Consider the following 18,603-nt stretch of genomic DNA (forward strand, 5'->3'; position numbering starts at 1 on the left):
ACTACGCGTTATTCACAAACACATAGCCTTCCATAATCCTCCGGGCCGTCCGAGCAAAAGCGGCGCGAACCAACTTACCATGATCCACAGCAGCTTCGATTTCGATTACGCCGGCTGGATGACCAATGCGAATGACCTCGATGGTATCGATGTGCGGAATGGCTTCATGCACGATGGTTCCCGGAATTTTCGCCGCCGCCCCGGTACAAGCCGTACCCGTGCCGGGATAAGTCTTATGCAAAACCTGCATAAACATCATTCGGGACAAGAAATCAACCTGGTTACTGCCAATCGTCTTGCCTGTCGTAAAATCAACATAATCGGCAGTCGGCGCGACAAAGGCGATCATGGGAAAAGCCGGACTTTTTTGCGTAGCTGTCTCAATATCGGCAGCCATACCGATCATTACGGTTGCCTTGGCCCGGATTTCTTCCAAAAGCGCCAGGAGCGCAGCGTTGCCGTTAACCTCCTGCGGTGTTTCCCGGCCGGTCATGCCGATATCTTTGGCTCTGATAAACACGCAAGGGTTGGAAACATCAACAATGGAAATATCCAAGGACCCGTTACTGGTTGAAATCGTGTCAATAGGATTGCCTGTCGGCAACAGCTTATTGGTAGCCGAACCGGCAGTACCGGAAAAATCCATCATAATTTTCGCACCAGTGCCGGGAACGCCGTCAATTTTGCAGTCTCCGCTCACTTTGGCGCGGCCATTTTCGGTAGGCACTTCGGCTATTAAAATTCGGCCTGTGTTGGTGTTATGAATTCTTACCGTTGTCGTTGGCTGTTTAGCCGCCACAAAACCTTCATCAATCGCAAAAGGCCCCACCGCCGAAGAAATATTACCGCAATTACCGGTATAATCGATATAAGGCGCAGTAATGCTGACCTGACCAAAAGTATAGTCGATATCAGCCTCCGGATGAGTAGAGGGAGCAATAATCGCCAGTTTGCTGGTCAGCGGGTCAGCTCCTCCCAGACCATCGATTTGGCGCACGTCAGGACTTCCGAAAATCTCCAGAATCATCTTGTCCCGCCGGGCAGCATCCTGAGGAAGATGATTGGCTTTCAGAAATATGGCCTTACTGGTGCCCCCCCGCATAATAACGCATGGAATTCGCTGCATTTCACTCATTACAAGCCTCTCCTCTCCAACTCTTCTGCCGTCCATTTGACACACTGGGCCGGATCGGTACCAGGACCGAAAAACCTGTCAACCCCCAGGAAGCCGGTTCCTTCGTGGGCAATCTTTTCTTCATACAATGTATGTTCTTCTTCTTTTTCGCTAATCCGGCCCCCGGCGATCAGCAACACTTTATCGCGCAATCCCAGTTGTTTCAAACGGCCATCAACCCGTGGGAACAGTTCCCGCCCCAGTCCCAGCAGATTGGCAATACCCACAATTTCCGCCCTGGCCTCAGCCGCCACTTCAGCCACAGTTTCCGGCAAATTCATCCCCCTCATGTAAATAACTTCGTACCCGGCTTTTTCAAATTCCTCGCGGATCATGTTAATGCCCATGACATGAGCATCGGCACCGACAGTGGCCAATACCATTTTTTGTTTGCGGGTTGTTTTTTTCACTTCCAGCACTTCTACCGGCTCAACAGTCACCGCAACCCGCCGGGCGTCAACTCCCAGCGGCGTAAAGCCCGGAATATAGCGTTTAATACCATCTTTGTCACGGTGGGTTTTTACATGGCGTTTCAGATCCCAGCCGCCGGCGCGGGGACAATCCATGACTCCGGCTTTACCGGCCTGAACGATTTTCTCAATCAGTTCGTCTTTTCCGTACTGCCGCCAGAAATTTTCCCCGATTTCATCTGGCGCGAGCGTGCGCTTAAGCCCCAAAACACTTTCCAGCACCGCCATGGCTTCACTTAGAATCTCTTGTTTGCGCTCTTCAATAAACGGATCGCGAATATCTACCGCCACAGTATTTTCAAATACATTGTGAGTGGCCCAAATGGCCTTGGCCATAGACGCGCCGGTGGGAATGCCTACCGATTCAGCCGCTTTGGGCCGGTAAAAATGAGCTCCGCCCAATTTTGCACTGATAGCCATCCGCGCAAAATGCGCTGCTTCGGCGATTAAATCACCAGGCGGGTTCTGGAAGGTTTCCGGTACGACAATCAGACTCTTGCTCCACATGGTTTCTTTAAAAGCTTTCATTACCGCGAGGTCGGCCAAAATATTGAGGCCGGCCACATTCATCTGCACCGCGCTCAGTTCTGCCGGCAGCCCGGCTAAGATCCCCAGACCTTCGGCCAGCAGGCACATGGCTAACGCCATTCCGTCGGTACCGCCGATGTTATTGAGATGTTTATGAGATTCAATCTGCACAAATATATTATTTTCACCGCAGATTTCCAACGCCTTGCAGCCGTTGACCACTTTGGTCTTATAGTCATGAATGCCCCGGCCACCGAAATGTACATGAATGACCGGACCGATATCGGTGCCGTCAAAGCCGGCAATTAAAGCGTTTAATATGGACAGATGCGGCGTGTCGCCGGTAGCGTTGATCCGCATGGGATGGACCGAACCACCGCCCAGTTCCACCAGTTTCCGTTCACCGAAAGGTGTAATGCCGCCTTTACCCCGCGATTGCTCAATCAAGTCCCGTCCCTTTAAAGGATCAATATGCCGGGTTGCCTCAGAGTGTACAAAATGAAAGAGGCTAATTCCCAATTTTTCCGCCATAGTATACATTTCCCGCGATTCTTTATATGTTTCTTCGGCCGTATTGCGTCCTAAAATAGGATTCTGGACAGGTATACCTGTGGCTTCAGCCTGCCGGGCCAAAGCATAAATCCGGTAGCCGTTGCGTTCCACGCCGTTAATGACGCGCGGGTAGGCCGCCGGCAGACCGTCAATTGAACCGTCTTTACCTACGGTTGGCATCGGCACGCCGAAGGTCTCCTGGTAGGCACGAACGCTGTCATAATCTTCGACAATAATCTGCTTGGTTTTTATTTGCTTTATTTTTTCCTGCACTGCATTTCCTCCCCCACGACTTGCTCAGCCGTTGCTTACGCCTATTTCTTGCCGGACCCGGTTAATCAGGCCACCGGCATTAATGGTCGCCAGTACATTTGCCGATAAGGCCTGAGCAACAACTTCCCGGTCATTTATTTTGACAATACCCTGAACAAGATCGACCTCAATCCCGTCACCGGTCTGAACATATTGTCTCAGATCAGCCACCAGCACCGGTAAGCCGATATTGATGGCATTGCGGCGAAAAATCCGGGCAAACGATTCAGCAATAATCAAGCTTACACCTGCGGCTTGTAACGCGACCGGTGCCTGTTCCCGGCTTGAGCCGCAGCCGAAATTTTTTCCGGCCGCAATGATGTCGCCAGGGTTTACCCTTGCGGCAAAATCCGGTTCTTTACTGCCGGCCATGGCATACCTGCCCAACCCGGAAAAATCTTCGGCCATGGCATAGCCGGGCAGTATTTGGTCTGTATCCACATTATCGTCAAAAACCCACACTCGACCCTTGATCTTATTCATTGCCTGCGCCGCCTTCCGATGATAATGACCCCGGTTGGGTAATCCTGCCACAGACCGCCGTTGCCGCGGCTGTTGCCGGCGAAGCTAAATACACCTGGGCACTGCGGTGCCCCATCCGGCCGGGAAAATTCCGGTTGGTAGTGGACAGAATAACATCCCGGTCGGTGCCAAGCCCTTGATGGGCCCCAAAACAAGGACCGCACCCCGGATTGGTAATAACCGCTCCGGCATCGCGCAAAATCTTACACCAGCCGGCCTGTTCCATAGCCGCCAGCACGTTTTTCGAAGCCGGAACGACCAGCATGGTTACAGCCGGGTGGACTTGATGCTTTTTAAGAATATTGACCACTTGTTCCATATCGGACAGCCGGCCGTTGGTGCAACTGCCGACAACCACCTGGGTGACCTCAACATCTGCCAGTTCAGCCACAGGGCGGACATTGGCCGGCGAAGGGGGACATGCTGCCACGATAGCCACTGTCTCTAACGCCAGCGGCATAGTTCGCGCCACCCCGGTTGCTGCTGTTTCTTCACCGAAACAGGCAATCATGGCTCCCATTTCAATTCCCATATTGCAGATGGTCATCCGGTCATCCATACTGATGGCAGCAATTCCCGGTCCGGTAAAAACAACCGCTTTATCAGTCAGGCCGTCCACCCCGAACTCTTTGATCAGTGATAAAACAATATCTTTACCGCCGACATAAGGCTTAGGCTGTCCGGTCATGTACACTTCAATCACTTCCGGCACTTCGATGTCAATCGTACCTGTTGCCATGGCGGCAGCCAGTTCGGTCGACCCTACCGGAATAGCGATAACACCATAGCCACCGGCGGTACAGGTATGGGAATCGGCTCCGACCAGTATATCTCCCGGCTGCAGCCTGTGACTTTCGGCCAACACCTGATGAATGACGCCTTGCCCCTTATCATACAGAGTAATGCCATATTGCCGGGCAAAATCTTTGATGATCCAGTGCATAGTTTTGGCCTGAACGGTGGCGGCCGGAAAAATATGATCAATCACCATCACTACTTTCTTTGGGTCAAACACATGATCAATCCCGATATGCTCAAATTGTTGAATGGCCATCGGCCCGGTAACATCATGCGCTGCCACCAGATCAACGCGGCAGCGGATATCCTGCCCGGCAGCCACCGCCTCAAGGCCTGCCGCTCTGGCCAGATACTGTTCTATAAAATTCATGGTCTCCCCCTATTCCACTATTTCAATTCCCAGCCTTTTAGCCACGCGGTACGCTTCCTCCTCATCCGACGCCCTCTTGAGGACCAGCCGGCCGCCGCCGCGGTTAAGCGCCGCCACCATGCCGCTTTTTTCGGCTGCCACTACTGTAATCTGCTGTAATTGCGGCTCATCAGTCTGAAGTATCTCCACTTCAATGCCTTCATTGGCAACCTTGCTCATTACTTCACGGTATAACTGACTATTGTCCGTACCTGCGCCGTATACGGCTGCCATTAAGATTCCGGGAACATTAATCCCCCGGCGGGCAAACAGTTCGGGATACAACTCTATTCTTACCTTGGTAATTTTACCCTTGGCCAAAAAATGAGCAATACGCGCGGCATTGGCTGGCGATCCCACCGCTTGGCTGCTGCCGCCGACAACCGCCTCCCCAAAAGGCTTAACGATGCTATTGGCCTTTTTGGCCATAGCCCGCGCTTCTGCCAACGCCTGCCGGACGGTTGCAGCAATACGTGCTGTTTCTTCTGTATGTACATCCTCGCCAATGTAGTTTTCCACCGCCGTATTGGTTTTGAAGAACGGTTCCATATACTGAATAACCACCGGGACAACCTGTTTGGCCGATACGGGGTGCACAGCCGCCGCCATGGCGATCATGACGTCGACAGGAACATTCACCGGAATGGAGGTGTGCATGGCCAGTTGGGCTGCCAGCTTGCCGAGCATAACACCGCCGCCGATATGAGTGGCACACAAACCGGCCACCATAACCCGGGGCGTGCACGGATTGGCAATGGTGGGCGATATCGCCAGCACAATCGCCTTAGCCATATCTGCCGGCTTGCCGCCGGCCAGCTCTACGAAAGCGGCGGCCGACGCGGCCGCCCCGGCGCCGAAACCTTCCATATTGCAGCCGGTCGTCGTCTTGCCCACCCGGAACAAGGTGCCGATTTTTAACATGACGGCAGCAACCCGGGCGACAGTCTCCTTATCGTCCAGTTCTTCCAGCATCGCCCGCACAAATCCCACATAGGTGCATGAATCGCCGGTGCCGGCGCACGGCTGCAGTCCTACCGAGTGATTGCCCACCTGAGCCCCCAGTGTATAAGCCAGCACCTTGTTCAGAAATTCGTCGGCCACAATCTGCGGGGCAGCTTCCTGGGTCAGTTCCCGGCCGGCAGTACCCATCAAAAAGCTGGAGCCTGTTGTCGTCCCGATTTCCACGGCATATAAATTATGTGAAAAACTGGCAAGCACGGCTGAATATACTTCCGACCGGGTCATGTTGCTGGTTGTCATTGCTTCGGCAACAACGACATCACTAACCCTCACCTGAGCCGCTTTGGCCAATTCAATGCAGTCGCCAATCGTCAATTCACCGGCAGTCCAGCCATTTGCAGCAATGATTTGATTGATTCTGTCCATCATCGACCACCGACCTTCTATTTCCTTACTTGAACGCGCGTCAATTCTTCCCACACCTTAATGACAGCCGAAATATCTTCCCGGCCCAAACCTTTGGCTTTGGCCATCGCAAATACTTGTTGCGCCGTGGCGCCAACAGGCAGCGGCACATCCAGGCTTTTGGCCGTTTCCATGGCCAGTTCCAAATCCTTATATTCCAAATCAATCGCAAACCCGCCACCAAAGCTGTTTTTCAGAATAAAATTTGCGGTTTTGGCCTCTAGTGCATAGCTGCGTCCCGAACTTTCTTTAATAATTTCCAGCATGACCTGGGGATCAAGACCTGATTTTACCCCCAACACCAATGCTTCGGCCACGGCCGCCATATTGATGCCGAGTAAAAGATTGTTTACCACTTTCAGCGAATCGCCGGTGCCGCTGCCGCCGACATGGTAAATTTTTTTACCCAGCATTTGCAAAACCGGCTGCACGGCTTCTACCGCCGCCGCTTCACCGCCCACCATAATGGTCAGCGTCCCGGCCGTAGCACCGGCCACCCCGCCGCTTACCGGCGCATCAATATAGTCTATCCCTTTGGCCTGCGCCAGAGCCGCCATCTTTTGGGTACTGGTAGCGGCTACACTGCTCATGTCAATGATGGTCTGTCCCGCCTTACCGCCGGCAAGCAGTCCCTGCTCACCGGTCATAGTGCTTTCCACAATCGCCGCATTGGGCAGCATCATGATGATCACAGCCGACACTGCGGCCAACTCCCTGGGTGACCGGCACGGGGTGGCGCCTTGCGCCGCCAGCTCGGCCACCGCCGCCGCGTTGATATCATACACGTATAGTTGAACTTTAGCCGACTTTAATAAATTTTGCGCCATCGGCTTACCCATGGCCCCGATGCCAATAAAACCAACGTTCATGTATTCACCCCACCGTCCGCACCCATTAGCGCAAGCCGTCCTCGCCTTTTACTTCCTGGATCTGCAACCCGCCAATCCGTGGATGAGGCCGTCCCCCGGAGGTTACGGCAACAGCAACCACAATCTCATCTGCCGCCGGGGCATCATGCAGTCTGACTTCTATGGCATCATAATGGGTTCTGACAAAAGCGGCATCTTTGTAGTGCAGGGGTACGTCGAGCGAGGTGCCCGGTCCTCCCAGTTTCTTGGCGGAAGGAATTATGGCCTTGCCGCCGCCCACCGCTTCCCGCATCGGCTTGCCCAGTTTGGGATGAAGAATGGCTGCACCATGCTCCAATTCACCATTCATGCCGATAATGGCCCCCTTTCCATAGCTCTCGGCCTGTTCCGGGTCAATTCCCATGCCAGCCACCGCCTTTTGCGCCAACAAGCCGCCCAAATATTCGCCAATATCGCTCAGCAGGCTCAAATCCTCAACATACTCACCGGCAAAAGGGTTTTTTATAACCGCTGCTGCCGCACATTTTTTGTAAGGCTTGTCAACAGCTTTCTGTCCATCCATATGTATATCTTCCACAACAGTAACAATTTTGCGGATTGTCAAATCCATAGTACTTCCCCTCCCTAATAACTATTCATTTACAAATCAATTTCAGCCGCAAAACGCTCCGGAATCATGACCGCCTGCTGCTGGACAAAAATGGCCGCGCCCGCAATCACACCTTGTTTATATAATTCAACCGCCCTTGTCCAGCCGTTCATGAGCGCCTGTTCAACCGCGGCCGTCGGCAGCAGGCCGACTTCCCGCACTACCCGGTGCCCGCGAATATCGGTATTGGGATCAAGGTGCTCAGCCCAGGCCACTTTAACCGCCGGGTGCTCAACATAGGTAGCATTGCCCACACTGGTGGCACAGGCATCAGCCACCGCGGCCGTACCGGCCGCAACCACAGCAGCGGTAGCAATGCCTTTGGTAAAGCTGCGCCCCCCCAAGCCGCTGGTGGCAATACCGCCAATACCCCGGCCGGCATCAAGGGGCAGGGCATGCGTAGGCTTCAAGCCAATAGCCGGCGCTATTCCTACAACAGTTGTCTGAGTGCCGGTCAAACGGACAGCAATGTCACCGCCGTTATTGACAATGGCTTTGGTTGCCCCCTGCGCGAGCAGCCAGTCGGCGGTCAGATCGGCGATCGTGCCGGCAACCGCTGCCATCGGCGTCAGGGTTATGTCACCCGCGCGCTTGACGGCCGCCAGCATCCGCTGTAATACTGCCGGCAAATTGTTGCTGTCCGCTATATCCTGCTGCCAACTGGCCGCTATTTTGTGGTAGTCGGCCAGTTCAGCCAGCACATTCATGGCATAGCAGGCGGCCTGTTGCGCAGTCTCAGTCAAAGGAACGCAGCCGGCTTGGGCGCCAATGGTCATTTGCACCGGACCATAGTCCAGTCTGACTTTTCCGGGAGCCGTAACTTCAATCATGGTTACCCTTCCTTTTTTACTGTGGCAACCGGTTTAATCGCGTTTGTATGGCCGCCGATTTTTTCAAACGTCGCCCTCGTCATGGTATATTCAACAGGAGCAACCGTGGCTGGCGTAGCCACCCAGGTAAAAGCCCCGGGCACCACTTTTTCCACATCCACCATAAAATTAATACCGCCGCCAGGCAAAATATAGGTCGGAGCCCCGCCAATGGTCAGTTTGACTTCTCCTTCATGCACAGCCTGCGAGAGCTTAAGCGGGTACGTAGTCACCCCGGCCCGGGCACTGCCGCCCGTCCCCCCTACATACACCGCCGAAACGCGGGCTTCTTCGCAGTTGGCGGCAATAAGGTCAACTACGGCCTGAATCGTTGCGGTCATAGGGATTTCCATCACTGTGCCGTCAGGCTGTACTTCTAACAATCCTGCTTGTTGTCCGGTCGTTTCGGTAACCAGTATCCGCAATCCCGGACGGGCCATGCTCATATCCACTTTTTTAACGGCTTGCAACGGCCCGACGATGTCGGTGCCGCCCCAGCCATGGCCCTGATCGCCAAAATAACGTCCGCGCGTACTTTTACGTCCGTTGGGAATGACGCCGCTGTAAGTCATCCCGACTTCTTCCCCGGCCCGGTGTTCAGACAGTAAACCAATCACATGGTGATCCAGAACAATAGCCTCGTCCACCACTTTACTTAACTGGGCGGCAAACATACCGATTGTCGCACTGCCGCAGCCAACCCGCATTTTCTTTTGCATAACACCGTCAATTACCGGCGGCTGGCCGACGGCAATGTCCAGCGTACTGCCTTTCTCCACCTGTAACACCATCCGCTCACCGTTCGCTAAGCCGACAATAGTCCGGGCAGCCGTGAAGCCGTGTTTCCCGCTCAAGATATTCGCGCCGCCAATTGACAGCATCTTGGCACCGTATTCCTCGGTATCCACCATGCCGACCACGGCGCCGTCCCTGAACACCCGCGCCCCCTCGGCCCCGATATGCACATTGGTGTCAATCTTAACTTTAATGCCGCTATAGCTAAGCGGGGCCTCGGTAACCACGGTGATGACCTCAATATCCCGGACAATATCGGCGACAATATGCGGCGCCGGCCTACAGCAAGGATATTCAGTCCCGGCACCTACAGCCGTAATCAACGGGCGGTCGGGTATTTCCGGATACAACCTGCCGGCGCGGTAACTGGCCGGCACTAACGCACGATTGCGTACCAGCGTGCCATTTACATTGGTATACCGGCGGCAAGCCCCTTCAAACCCGGGCTGGACGGCGCACTGTACCGGACAAGACCGGCAGACAGCGGCACCGGCCGGTATAACATCATCCCGGCGAATTGCCCCGCAGGGGCAGACGCGCATACAGATGCCGCAGCCGGTACAGTGGGTGCTCAACCGCGCTACTCGATCATGTAAAGTCACAGCGCCGGTGGGGCAATTTTTTATACACAGCCCACAGCCTTTGCACAGACTTTCCTCTATTACAATCACGGATTTTCCCCCTTAAACCTGACCCACCGTTACCTTGCCGGCCGCCGGCGGCGTATTGCGGCTCTTATTTACTTTGATTTCCCCGTCAATCAAAACCATTGCTACCCCAGGCAAGTCCCCGGCCTGAATGGCTTCCAGAGCATTTTTGCCAACCGAGCCCATCGGTCTGTCGATAATGACCAGATCAGCTTCCTTACCGGCAGCAATGCTACCGGTATTAAGCCCGTACACCTGGGCCGTATTGCCGCTGGCCATGGCAATAGCCGCTGCGGCTGGGATATCCGACATACTGGCAATCTGGACAATGGTTCGCAATATGCCGAGCGGGATAACGCCGGTGCCGGAGGGCGCATCATTTCCCAGAATGATCCGGCCCAGTTTACCCAGCCCGGCCAGCTTGCGCACAACCTGATCGGCTATTCTGGGATTGCCGCATTGGACAATTTCCAGTGTCAGATCACTGTCAAAGATCAATTTGTCCACTTCCGCCGGCGAAATGGCGGTCGGTCCGCCGTTAATATGGGACACCACATCAGGTTTGACCGCAAGCACATCAGCGGCCGTAACCGTGGAACTGCCGGGAATGGATGTACCGCCGGTATGCATCATGACTTTCATCCCGTGGGCTTTGGCCCACTGTACCATGGGCGCAGCATCTGCCGGCTCTTTGATCGAACCCAGCCCGACCTCGCCAACCAGCCATACGCCATTGGCAGCTAATTCGGCAAAATCACCCTCAGTCAACCCTTTCTCCAAAATCACCGCCCCCCCATGGACCTTTACGCCACTGGGACGCTGCTTCTGAAAAGAGCGTTGCGCCAGCACCGCGTGGGCCTTGACACCTGCCGGATCAGTCGGACGGCCGGGTGTATGACACTCACCGGCCGAAATCATCGTGGTCACACCGCCATGTAAAGAACTATCTATAAAATCAGCCATTTTCTGCCGGGGAGTATAATCGCCGATAACCGGGTGAACATGGGAATCAATGAGTCCGGGAATTACCGTCATACCACCGGCGTCAATGAGTTTGTATGCATCGGAATGTACTCTCAAGGCGTTAAGAAGGTTCTTATCACCCACAGCTTCAATTTTTCCATCATGAATAATAATCGTATCAGCCATTAACATAGGCTCATCAATATTTCCGGAGACTAGAGTTCCAATATTGGTTATTGCTGTATACGCCATACCAGCCACCTCCTGAGATTTGTAAAGAACCGGCAGAGAAACTTCCATTTCTCTGCCGCTTCTGTTCTGCAATTGTCGGTTACAGCCTTAATTCAAGGCTTTCTGCTTGGTTTCATCGCCCAAGACAATCATGTCTAAAGCGGCAATAACTAAAACTGCGGTAAACATCATAAATACCAACGGAATTTTATCAGGACCGGTGATCATTGCTGCAACAACCATCGGCGCTACAATACCGCCAATCCGGCCAAAACCGGCTGCCCAACCCACGCCGGTGGACCGGGCTTCGGTAGGATACAGTTCCGGAGTATAAGTATATAAAATACCCCAGGCACCAAGATTGAAAAAGGACATTAAGCAGCCCCACAGATAAATTTGAGCAGTTGAAGCCGCATTGCCAAACATGTAGGCAGCAAAAGCACAGCCTATCAGGAATGTTGCCATGGTCGCCTTACGGCCAATCTTATCAACCAGGGCAGCGGCGGCAAAATACCCCGGGATTTGCGCCACCGTCATCCATAACACAAACTCAAAGGACTGGACCATATTATGACCGGCTTTCACCAGCAGGGTAGGCAACCAGAGGAAAATACCATAATAGGAGAATACGATGCAAAACCACAAAATCCATAAACAAGCCGTCCGCTTTAAATAGGTGGGATTAAACAATTGAAAAACACTGAATGCCGGGGCTGTTGCCGCTGTTTCCATTTCCGCCGGCGACGGTTTCCGGCCTTGCGGCACACCAAGCTCTTGTTCAACCTTGGACACCAGCGCATGGGCTTCCTCAATCCGGCCTTTTTTCATCAAATACATAGCCGACTCCGGCACCATCTGCCACAAATAGAAGACATACAGAGCCGGAACGGCGCCAATATAAAAGGCCACTTCCCAACCGTACTTAGGAATTATTAAATAGGAAATTATCGATGCCGCCAGCCAGCCGAAGGCCCAGGAACTTTCCAACAGGACAATCATCCGGCCGCGGTAATTGGTTGGCGAATATTCGCTCATCAACGTAATGGCGACAGGCAGTTGACCGCCCAAACCAAAACCAACTAAGAAACGAAAGAAGAGCAGCGCTTCATAATTCCAGGCCAGGCCGCAGGCACCTGTACCCAGGCTGTAAAGAATCAAAGTCGCGGCAAAAACCTTTTTCCGGCCAACATAGTCGGCAATTGTGCCGCCCATCATCGCGCCGATGGCCATACCGACCAAACCCACACTGCCAATCATACCAACCTGTGCCGAAGTTAACTTCCATGCGGCCATCAGTTTGGGTAAAACAAAGGCGACAATCCCGGTATCCATGGCATCAAAAGCCCAGCCTAAACACATAATCAGCAATAACCGCCAGTGGAACTTCCCAAGGGGTAAGTTTCCTAAACGTTCAGTAATCGTCGACATGCAATCAACTCCTCCAGTTTTTGGTGTAAAGCTCTCCTGTCATCAATACTTTTTTGGCATCGCCTCCATCTTGCTGCACCGTTGCCCGCTTTCTCTCGGTCGTCATTGTTTTCCGCCTTATGTAAAGGCCAGCACAATGAATCTATGTTTACACCGATCACAGCTTAGACGTCGTTGGCTATAGCTGCGGCGGCCGGAAATCCGAACCGGCTCCCCACACCTTTAACAGTAAAGGTTGAATTCCACTCTTTATTAATCATTGGTTGATTTCCGGCCCACCCGGTGATGAATATTAACTAAGTTAGTGCTGAATTTCCTGCAGTTTGGCCAAAACCCGCTCCGGCGTTATCGGTAATTCGGTAAACCGCACGCCGATCGCGTTGTATACCGCATTGGCAATCGCCGCAGCCGTGGGAATCAGAGTCGGTTCCCCTACTCCTTTCGCACCAAACGGACCGGTTTGTTCACTTTCTTCCACGATGAGCGGGTATACTTTTGGAACATCCATGGCGGTAGGCATAACATATGTCGCCAAATTCTTCGTCAGGATTGTTCCTTCTCTGACTTGTATTTCCTCTGTCAAGGCGTACCCCAGCCCCATGGTACAGCCCCCTTCAATTTGTCCTTCGACATTGACCGGGTTAATTGCCCGGCCGACATCATGCGCGGCAATAATCCGGATAACCTCTATTTCTCCTGATTCAATGTCCACATCTACTTCAGCAATCTGGGTAGCAAACGCATAGGTAGCATAAGGCTTGCCCTGCCCGGTTTCCGGGTCCAAACCTGTTGTATCCGGATTAAACCATCCATGCCCGAGCGTCAGCCTGCCTTGTGTCCGGCATTGCGCAATACAATCAGCCAATGATACCGATAGTCCCTTATCTTGGGGCGGCATCCCCAAATCAAGACGGCATTCATTCCGGCAATCTGTCAAAAATTGCGACTGACCGGCAGTCCTGACCCTAAGCACCTTATGGCCTACAACCACGTCACCCGGGGCAACCCCTAACATGGCGGCAGCCGTCTCCACAATTACTTTTTTAGCCTCTTGCGCGGCCTGACGGACGGCATTGCCGGAAATATAAGTCTGCCGGCTGGCTGATGACGCGCCGCTGTCAGGGGTAACACCGGTATCGGCCGAAACCACGCGGACATCTTCCATATCTATGCCGAATTCCTCGGCGACAATTTGGGCCAAAGCAGTATCCGACCCCTGTCCAATATCGGCACAGCCGGTCAAAATAAGGGCTGTTCCGTCATCCAGTAAATTCACATACGCGCCCGACGGATTGGGCAAGCCGGTATTACCGATGCCATACCACATGGAGGATATGCCGACACCGCGTTTTTTCGTGCCCTTGACTTCCGAAGTATGGCTGCTAATAGTCGTTTTGGCCGCTGCGACCTTTTCCAGCGTGGGTACAATCCCGACACTCTGGTTTAGCTCTGCCCCGGTCGCCGTAACCGAACCGGGCCGGAATGCATTCCGCAGTCTGATCTCCAGTGGTGAAATACCGATTTTTTCGGCCAGCATATCCATTTGTGACTCATGGGCAAAAGCGACCTGCGGCACACCAAAGCCGCGCATAGCTCCTGCCGTAGGATTATTGGTGTACACTGTATATGCGTCAATAGCAATATGGGGAATTTCATACGGCCCGGTCGCGTGCACGGCACTCCGGGTAAGCGTTCCCGGTCCGTATGATGCATAGGCGCCGGTGTCACCGATAATCGAACATTCCATTGCGAGCAGTTTCCCGCTCCTGTCAGTGCCTGTTTTCATTTTAATTGTGCAGGGATGGCGTTTGGCCGAATTAATAATGGACTCGGTCCGCGTGTAGACGAGTTTTACCGGACGCCGCGTTTTCATAGCCAACAGTCCAAGATGAACCTGGACCGAAATATCCAATTTGCCGCCAAACCCGCCGCCGGTCGCAGCCTGAATCACCCGGACCTTGTCCAGTCCTATGTTGAGGTTCCGGGCTACCTCTTTGGCGTCAAAATGCGTGTTCTGGGTGGATACCCATAGGGTCACCACGTCACCGTCAAGTTTGGCAACCCCTGCCTCGGGTTCAATATAGCCATGTTCTACCATTTGCGTCCGGTATTCTTGCTCAACCACTACCGCACACTGCTGAAAAGCTGCGGCAACATCACCTTTGCGAATTTTGCGGACAGCCAGAACATTACCGTCATCATATATCTTGGGGGCGGTATCGGTCATGGCTGCCACCGGATCAAATACCGGTGGCAGCACTTCAATGTCGACGTCAATGAGTTCCAGTGCTTTTTCCGCCAGTTCCTCGGTTTCGGCCGCAATCAGGGCCAGCGGATCACCGATTTTGCGGATTTTCCCATTAATTCTGACCAGTACGGGTTCATCCTTGACGATCATCCCTGTACTATTGGCCCCCGGTACATCGTTACCTGTCAAAATAACCGCCACACCCGGCAGCGCCGCTGCCTTGGACACGTCAATTGCCCGTAATATTCCGTGCGGTATATCACTGCGAAAAACTTTCGCATACAGCATTCCGTCAAAATAAATATCAGCGGCAAATTGAGCCTTACCCAACACTTTTTCAACTGCATCCACTTTTTTTACCGACTGTCCCACGATCCGATACTGACTCAAATTACTCACCCCCGCGGTCCAATTGGCTGTTTGCTACCTTTTCAATGGCATTGATTATTTTGGCGTAACCGGTGCAGCGGCATAAATTCCCGGAAATATGCCTGGCAATTTGCTGCCGCGTTGGCTGCGGATTCTCATCCAACAACGCTTTGGCACTGAGCAGCATGCCCGGCGTACAAAAGCCGCACTGTACCGCGCCCTCAGCAATAAATGCCTCCTGTAACGGATGCAGTTTGTCATAGTCGCCCAGTCCCTCCACGGTAATGACCTCATGGCCCGCCACCTGCACGGCCAGTATCAAACAGGAATTGACCGTTTTGCCGTCCAGTAGCACCGTGCAGGCGCCGCAATCACCTTCACCGCAACCGATCTTGGTACCTGTCAACCCCAGCCGGTTACGCAGCATATCAACCAACAGCAGGGTCGGTTCCACTTCAATTTCCGTCTTTTGACCGTTTAAAATAAATGTTATTAATCGTTTACTCACACCCACACCCCACTTGAACTCGCTCCAACGCTGCCACTAACCCCCTGTAGACAATAACCCGCGCCAAGCAGGTGCGATAACTCGCTGTACAACGGACATCGTCAATCGGTTTGACCATCTGAGCAGCCATAACACCGGCCTCAGCAAATACTTCGGCATGTGCCGGTTTGCCAATCAGCCACTGTTCCAACTGGTATAACCGGATAGCGGTAGGTGCTACCGAACCAACAGCAATTCTTGCACCGCTAATTATGCCATCAGCTATTTTCAGCCAGACAGCACCATTAATAAGCGCAATCGCCAGGGCTTTGCGTTTACCGAACTTTAAAAAAGCCGTCCCTTCATCAGGCTGAATTTGCCGAACTTTGATCCGGGAAATAAATTGTCCCGGCAACAAACAGGTGCGCCCGGGCCCTGTAAACACATCGGCCAGCGGCATTTCCCGCAGCCCGTCCGGCCCCTGAATTTCTACCCGGGCATCAAGCGCCAACAAAGCAGGCACGGTGTCGGCCGCCGGCGACGCATTACAAATATTGCCCCCCACCGTCCCCATATTGCGAATTTGCGGTGAACCGACCTGCCCGGCCGCTTCTGCCAAAATTACCGCTTTTTCATTAATCAATGCTGATTTTGTTAAGGTGGTATGACTGACCAGCGGACCAATCCACAGATAGCCGTCCTTGTCACTAATTTCTTGCAACCCGTCAATGCCTTTTATATCAACCACTGCTTGCGGCATTGGCCGCAGCAGTTTTTCCTTCATTTTCACTATTAAATCAGTACCACCGGCAAGTAACGCATAGTTAGGTAACCCGCTTAGAGTGTCTACCAGGGCTTGAATGCTTTTCGGATTGTAGTAGGTAAATTCCATAAATGGTTCCACCCCCTCGATTTTCACTTGCACAATTATATTGCAATAACCATGCCAACTATTTCAAAACACCTGCTAAACTGTCTAAATTAGTTTAAAACCACTCCGTTATCGCATATTTTTCATCATTACATATACTGAAAAAGTACAAACTATGGCTTCCTGCGAGGCCGAGCAACCAATCAGCCACTTCGTAGCAATATAAAATTACCCAAAACTTCCCTCTAAAAATAAAATGCATTTCAATAATGAAATGCATTTCAAGGCAAACATAGCGAAGGATAATAAATTCCCGCCCTTACTGTATTTCAAATTTGGAATACACCTTGCATAATCGCAATATCATAGCGTTCAATTTTACTTTATACTCACATTTGTTTCGATTCCCAGTTCGACCATTTTGCGCCATAATGTTGTTGTGCTGATATCCAGAAGTCTGGCGGCTTCCTTTTTGGCACCGTCAGTATATTTAAGTGCCCATATGATTGATTCTCTTTCTACCGCAGCAACCGCTTCAGCCAAAGTACCAATAGGCTGTTCTTGCTGGTTACCTTGCGCCATTACATTTTGTATATACTGGGGCAAATGGCTGACTCCTATAGTACTTTCGTTGACACTAACAATATTCATCATATATTCAATACAATTTTTCAATTCACGAATATTTCCCGGCCACTGATACCGGCATAGTTGGTAAATGGCTTGATCCGAAATCTTTGTAACAAATTTCCCCAGCAAGTTATTAAATTCATTGATAAATACCTTTACTAATGCCGGAATATCCTCCGCTCTTTCCCGTAATGGCGGGACTTTAAGTTCAACCACATTTAAACGATAATACAGATCATTCCTAAAAGTGCCGTTATTAATCATTTCAACTAAGTCCCGGTTGGTCGAAGCAATGACTCTCACATCAACACGCAAAGGCTTGCTGCCGCCGATGCGGGTAACTTCCCGTTCCTGAAGAACACGCAGCAACTTGCTCTGCAAATTGAAGTCCATTTCACTTATCTCGTCAAGAAATATCGTACCGCTATTAGCCTGCTCAAAAGCTCCCGGACTGCCGCGTTTTTTTGCTCCGGTAAAGGCGCCTTCTTCATAACCGAAAAATACACTCTCAATTAACGACTCAGGCAGTGCGCCGCAATTAATGGCAATAAAGGGATTACTGCGCCGTTCGCTGGCATTATGAATCGACTGGGCGAACAACTCCTTACCTGTGCCGGTCTCACCGGAAATAATGATGGAAGAAATGCCTCTGGCAACAAAGGCCGCCCGGCTTTTTATTTTGGCAATGGCCTCGCTTGAACCGATAATATCGGTAAAATTATAGCGGGCATATTGGAATTTTTTTACCTCTTCCATTAATTTTTGCTGTCGACGCACACCCTGTTCATTATTAAAGCCAAACCCGAATTTTTTCGTAATGGGAATCCGCACCGCCACAGCCCCTATACCGGAAATAGATTCCCCGATCACCGGCCGCTGGCTCTGAATGGCTTGTTGGGCCGCAACACTCACTTTGCCGAGAAAATTGACATTTGTTTGCCCATCAACTCCCACACTGGCTACTCTTCTGCCCTCTTCATTAAAAAGCACCGCTTCACCGCCGGCCACTCTGGCGATAAACGGCAAGGCCTGTTTCAATGACTCCTCTAACTCCTGCTCACACTTCAACCGTTCAAAATTGCTGGCAGCCAGTACATATTCTCCCAATGGCAAACACCAGGCTTCGGCCCCTTCGGTAATTTGCGAAGGCCCTACACTAACACTGCCGGTATGGCCTGCTTCCTTGGCTAAATTGAATATCCGGCCTTTCAAGGTTTGCACTTCCTGTCCCTGTGAATCCACAGTCCTAATCCGAACACCTTCCTTGTCGGTAAGTGTGGCATAACCACCGGTAATACGCGCTATCGGCGGCAGCGCCTGCAACAAACATTCCAGTAAATCAGCCATGGTAACCGCT

The 18,603-nt window shown here is 52.2% G+C and carries 15 protein-coding genes; all 15 read right to left on the minus strand.

Features of this window, described 5'->3' with window-relative positions:
• Window position 1 precedes the first annotated feature (1 nt).
• Window positions 2-1,135 carry a 2-methylaconitate cis-trans isomerase PrpF family protein gene (locus SCACP_RS14880; protein WP_425058272.1) on the minus strand — a complete coding sequence of 378 codons (1,134 nt, stop codon included), beginning with the start codon at window positions 1,133-1,135 and terminating at the stop codon, window positions 2-4.
• Window positions 1,135-2,997, minus strand: a complete 1,863-nt coding sequence (locus tag SCACP_RS14885; RefSeq protein WP_425058273.1) for a cobalamin-dependent protein — start codon at window positions 2,995-2,997, stop codon at window positions 1,135-1,137. Before SCACP_RS14885 ends, SCACP_RS14880 begins: the two co-directional genes overlap by 1 nt.
• A gap of 24 nt (window positions 2,998-3,021) precedes the next feature.
• A complete protein-coding gene (locus SCACP_RS14890; protein WP_425058274.1) occupies window positions 3,022-3,519 on the minus strand; it encodes a 3-isopropylmalate dehydratase in 498 nt (165 codons plus the stop codon).
• On the minus strand, window positions 3,512-4,726 hold the full coding sequence (locus SCACP_RS14895) for an aconitase/3-isopropylmalate dehydratase large subunit family protein (protein WP_425058275.1): 1,215 nt from the start codon (window positions 4,724-4,726) through the stop codon (window positions 3,512-3,514). The genes SCACP_RS14890 and SCACP_RS14895 overlap by 8 nt, the downstream gene beginning before the upstream one ends.
• A gap of 9 nt (window positions 4,727-4,735) precedes the next feature.
• Window positions 4,736-6,205 carry a hypothetical protein gene (locus tag SCACP_RS14900; RefSeq protein WP_425058276.1) on the minus strand — a complete coding sequence of 490 codons (1,470 nt, stop codon included), beginning with the start codon at window positions 6,203-6,205 and terminating at the stop codon, window positions 4,736-4,738.
• Window positions 6,169-7,059 carry an NAD(P)-dependent oxidoreductase gene (locus SCACP_RS14905; RefSeq protein WP_425058277.1) on the minus strand — a complete coding sequence of 297 codons (891 nt, stop codon included), beginning with the start codon at window positions 7,057-7,059 and terminating at the stop codon, window positions 6,169-6,171. Before SCACP_RS14905 ends, SCACP_RS14900 begins: the two co-directional genes overlap by 37 nt.
• A 25-nt stretch (window positions 7,060-7,084) precedes the next feature.
• Entirely contained in the window at window positions 7,085-7,669 is a 585-nt protein-coding gene (locus SCACP_RS14910; RefSeq protein ID WP_425058278.1) for an amino acid synthesis family protein, read from the minus strand.
• A gap of 29 nt (window positions 7,670-7,698) precedes the next feature.
• Window positions 7,699-8,538 carry a hypothetical protein gene (locus tag SCACP_RS14915; protein ID WP_425058279.1) on the minus strand — a complete coding sequence of 280 codons (840 nt, stop codon included), beginning with the start codon at window positions 8,536-8,538 and terminating at the stop codon, window positions 7,699-7,701.
• A 2-nt stretch (window positions 8,539-8,540) separates the two neighbouring features.
• Window positions 8,541-10,043, minus strand: coding sequence for a 4Fe-4S binding protein (locus tag SCACP_RS14920; protein ID WP_425058280.1), 1,503 nt, complete (start codon window positions 10,041-10,043; stop codon window positions 8,541-8,543).
• 12 nt (window positions 10,044-10,055) lie between these two features.
• The gene (locus tag SCACP_RS14925; protein ID WP_425058281.1) at window positions 10,056-11,234 is read right to left on the minus strand and encodes an amidohydrolase family protein; all 1,179 of its coding nucleotides are present in this window, start codon (window positions 11,232-11,234) and stop codon (window positions 10,056-10,058) included.
• 87 nt (window positions 11,235-11,321) lie between these two features.
• A complete protein-coding gene (locus tag SCACP_RS14930) occupies window positions 11,322-12,641 on the minus strand; it encodes an MFS transporter (protein WP_425058282.1) in 1,320 nt (439 codons plus the stop codon).
• A gap of 301 nt (window positions 12,642-12,942) precedes the next feature.
• Complete coding sequence (locus SCACP_RS14935; protein ID WP_425058283.1) at window positions 12,943-15,279, minus strand: xanthine dehydrogenase family protein molybdopterin-binding subunit; 2,337 nt, start codon at window positions 15,277-15,279, stop codon at window positions 12,943-12,945.
• Between the two features lies 1 nt (window position 15,280).
• On the minus strand, window positions 15,281-15,766 hold the full coding sequence (locus SCACP_RS14940; protein ID WP_425058284.1) for a (2Fe-2S)-binding protein: 486 nt from the start codon (window positions 15,764-15,766) through the stop codon (window positions 15,281-15,283).
• On the minus strand, window positions 15,759-16,637 hold the full coding sequence (locus SCACP_RS14945; RefSeq protein WP_425058285.1) for an FAD binding domain-containing protein: 879 nt from the start codon (window positions 16,635-16,637) through the stop codon (window positions 15,759-15,761). Before SCACP_RS14945 ends, SCACP_RS14940 begins: the two co-directional genes overlap by 8 nt.
• A gap of 357 nt (window positions 16,638-16,994) precedes the next feature.
• A complete protein-coding gene (locus SCACP_RS14950) occupies window positions 16,995-18,593 on the minus strand; it encodes a sigma-54 interaction domain-containing protein (RefSeq protein WP_425058286.1) in 1,599 nt (532 codons plus the stop codon).
• Window positions 18,594-18,603: the final 10 nt, after the last annotated feature.

This window comes from Sporomusaceae bacterium ACPt, assembly GCA_041428575.1.
Classification (GTDB): domain Bacteria; phylum Bacillota; class Negativicutes; order Sporomusales; family Sporomusaceae; genus Sporomusa_D; species Sporomusa_D carbonis.

Coding starts and splice junctions, on each gene's coding strand:
- SCACP_RS14880 (WP_425058272.1), bottom strand. CDS start 1,135: ATGAGTGAAATGCAGCGAATTCCATGCGTTATTATGCGGGGGGGCACC.
- SCACP_RS14890 (WP_425058274.1), bottom strand. CDS start 3,519: ATGAATAAGATCAAGGGTCGAGTGTGGGTTTTTGACGATAATGTGGAT.
- SCACP_RS14895 (WP_425058275.1), bottom strand. CDS start 4,726: ATGAATTTTATAGAACAGTATCTGGCCAGAGCGGCAGGCCTTGAGGCG.
- SCACP_RS14905 (WP_425058277.1), bottom strand. CDS start 7,059: ATGAACGTTGGTTTTATTGGCATCGGGGCCATGGGTAAGCCGATGGCG.
- SCACP_RS14910 (WP_425058278.1), bottom strand. CDS start 7,669: ATGGATTTGACAATCCGCAAAATTGTTACTGTTGTGGAAGATATACAT.
- SCACP_RS14915 (WP_425058279.1), bottom strand. CDS start 8,538: ATGATTGAAGTTACGGCTCCCGGAAAAGTCAGACTGGACTATGGTCCG.
- SCACP_RS14925 (WP_425058281.1), bottom strand. CDS start 11,234: ATGGCGTATACAGCAATAACCAATATTGGAACTCTAGTCTCCGGAAAT.
- SCACP_RS14930 (WP_425058282.1), bottom strand. CDS start 12,641: ATGTCGACGATTACTGAACGTTTAGGAAACTTACCCCTTGGGAAGTTC.
- SCACP_RS14945 (WP_425058285.1), bottom strand. CDS start 16,637: ATGGAATTTACCTACTACAATCCGAAAAGCATTCAAGCCCTGGTAGAC.
- SCACP_RS14950 (WP_425058286.1), bottom strand. CDS start 18,593: ATGGCTGATTTACTGGAATGTTTGTTGCAGGCGCTGCCGCCGATAGCG.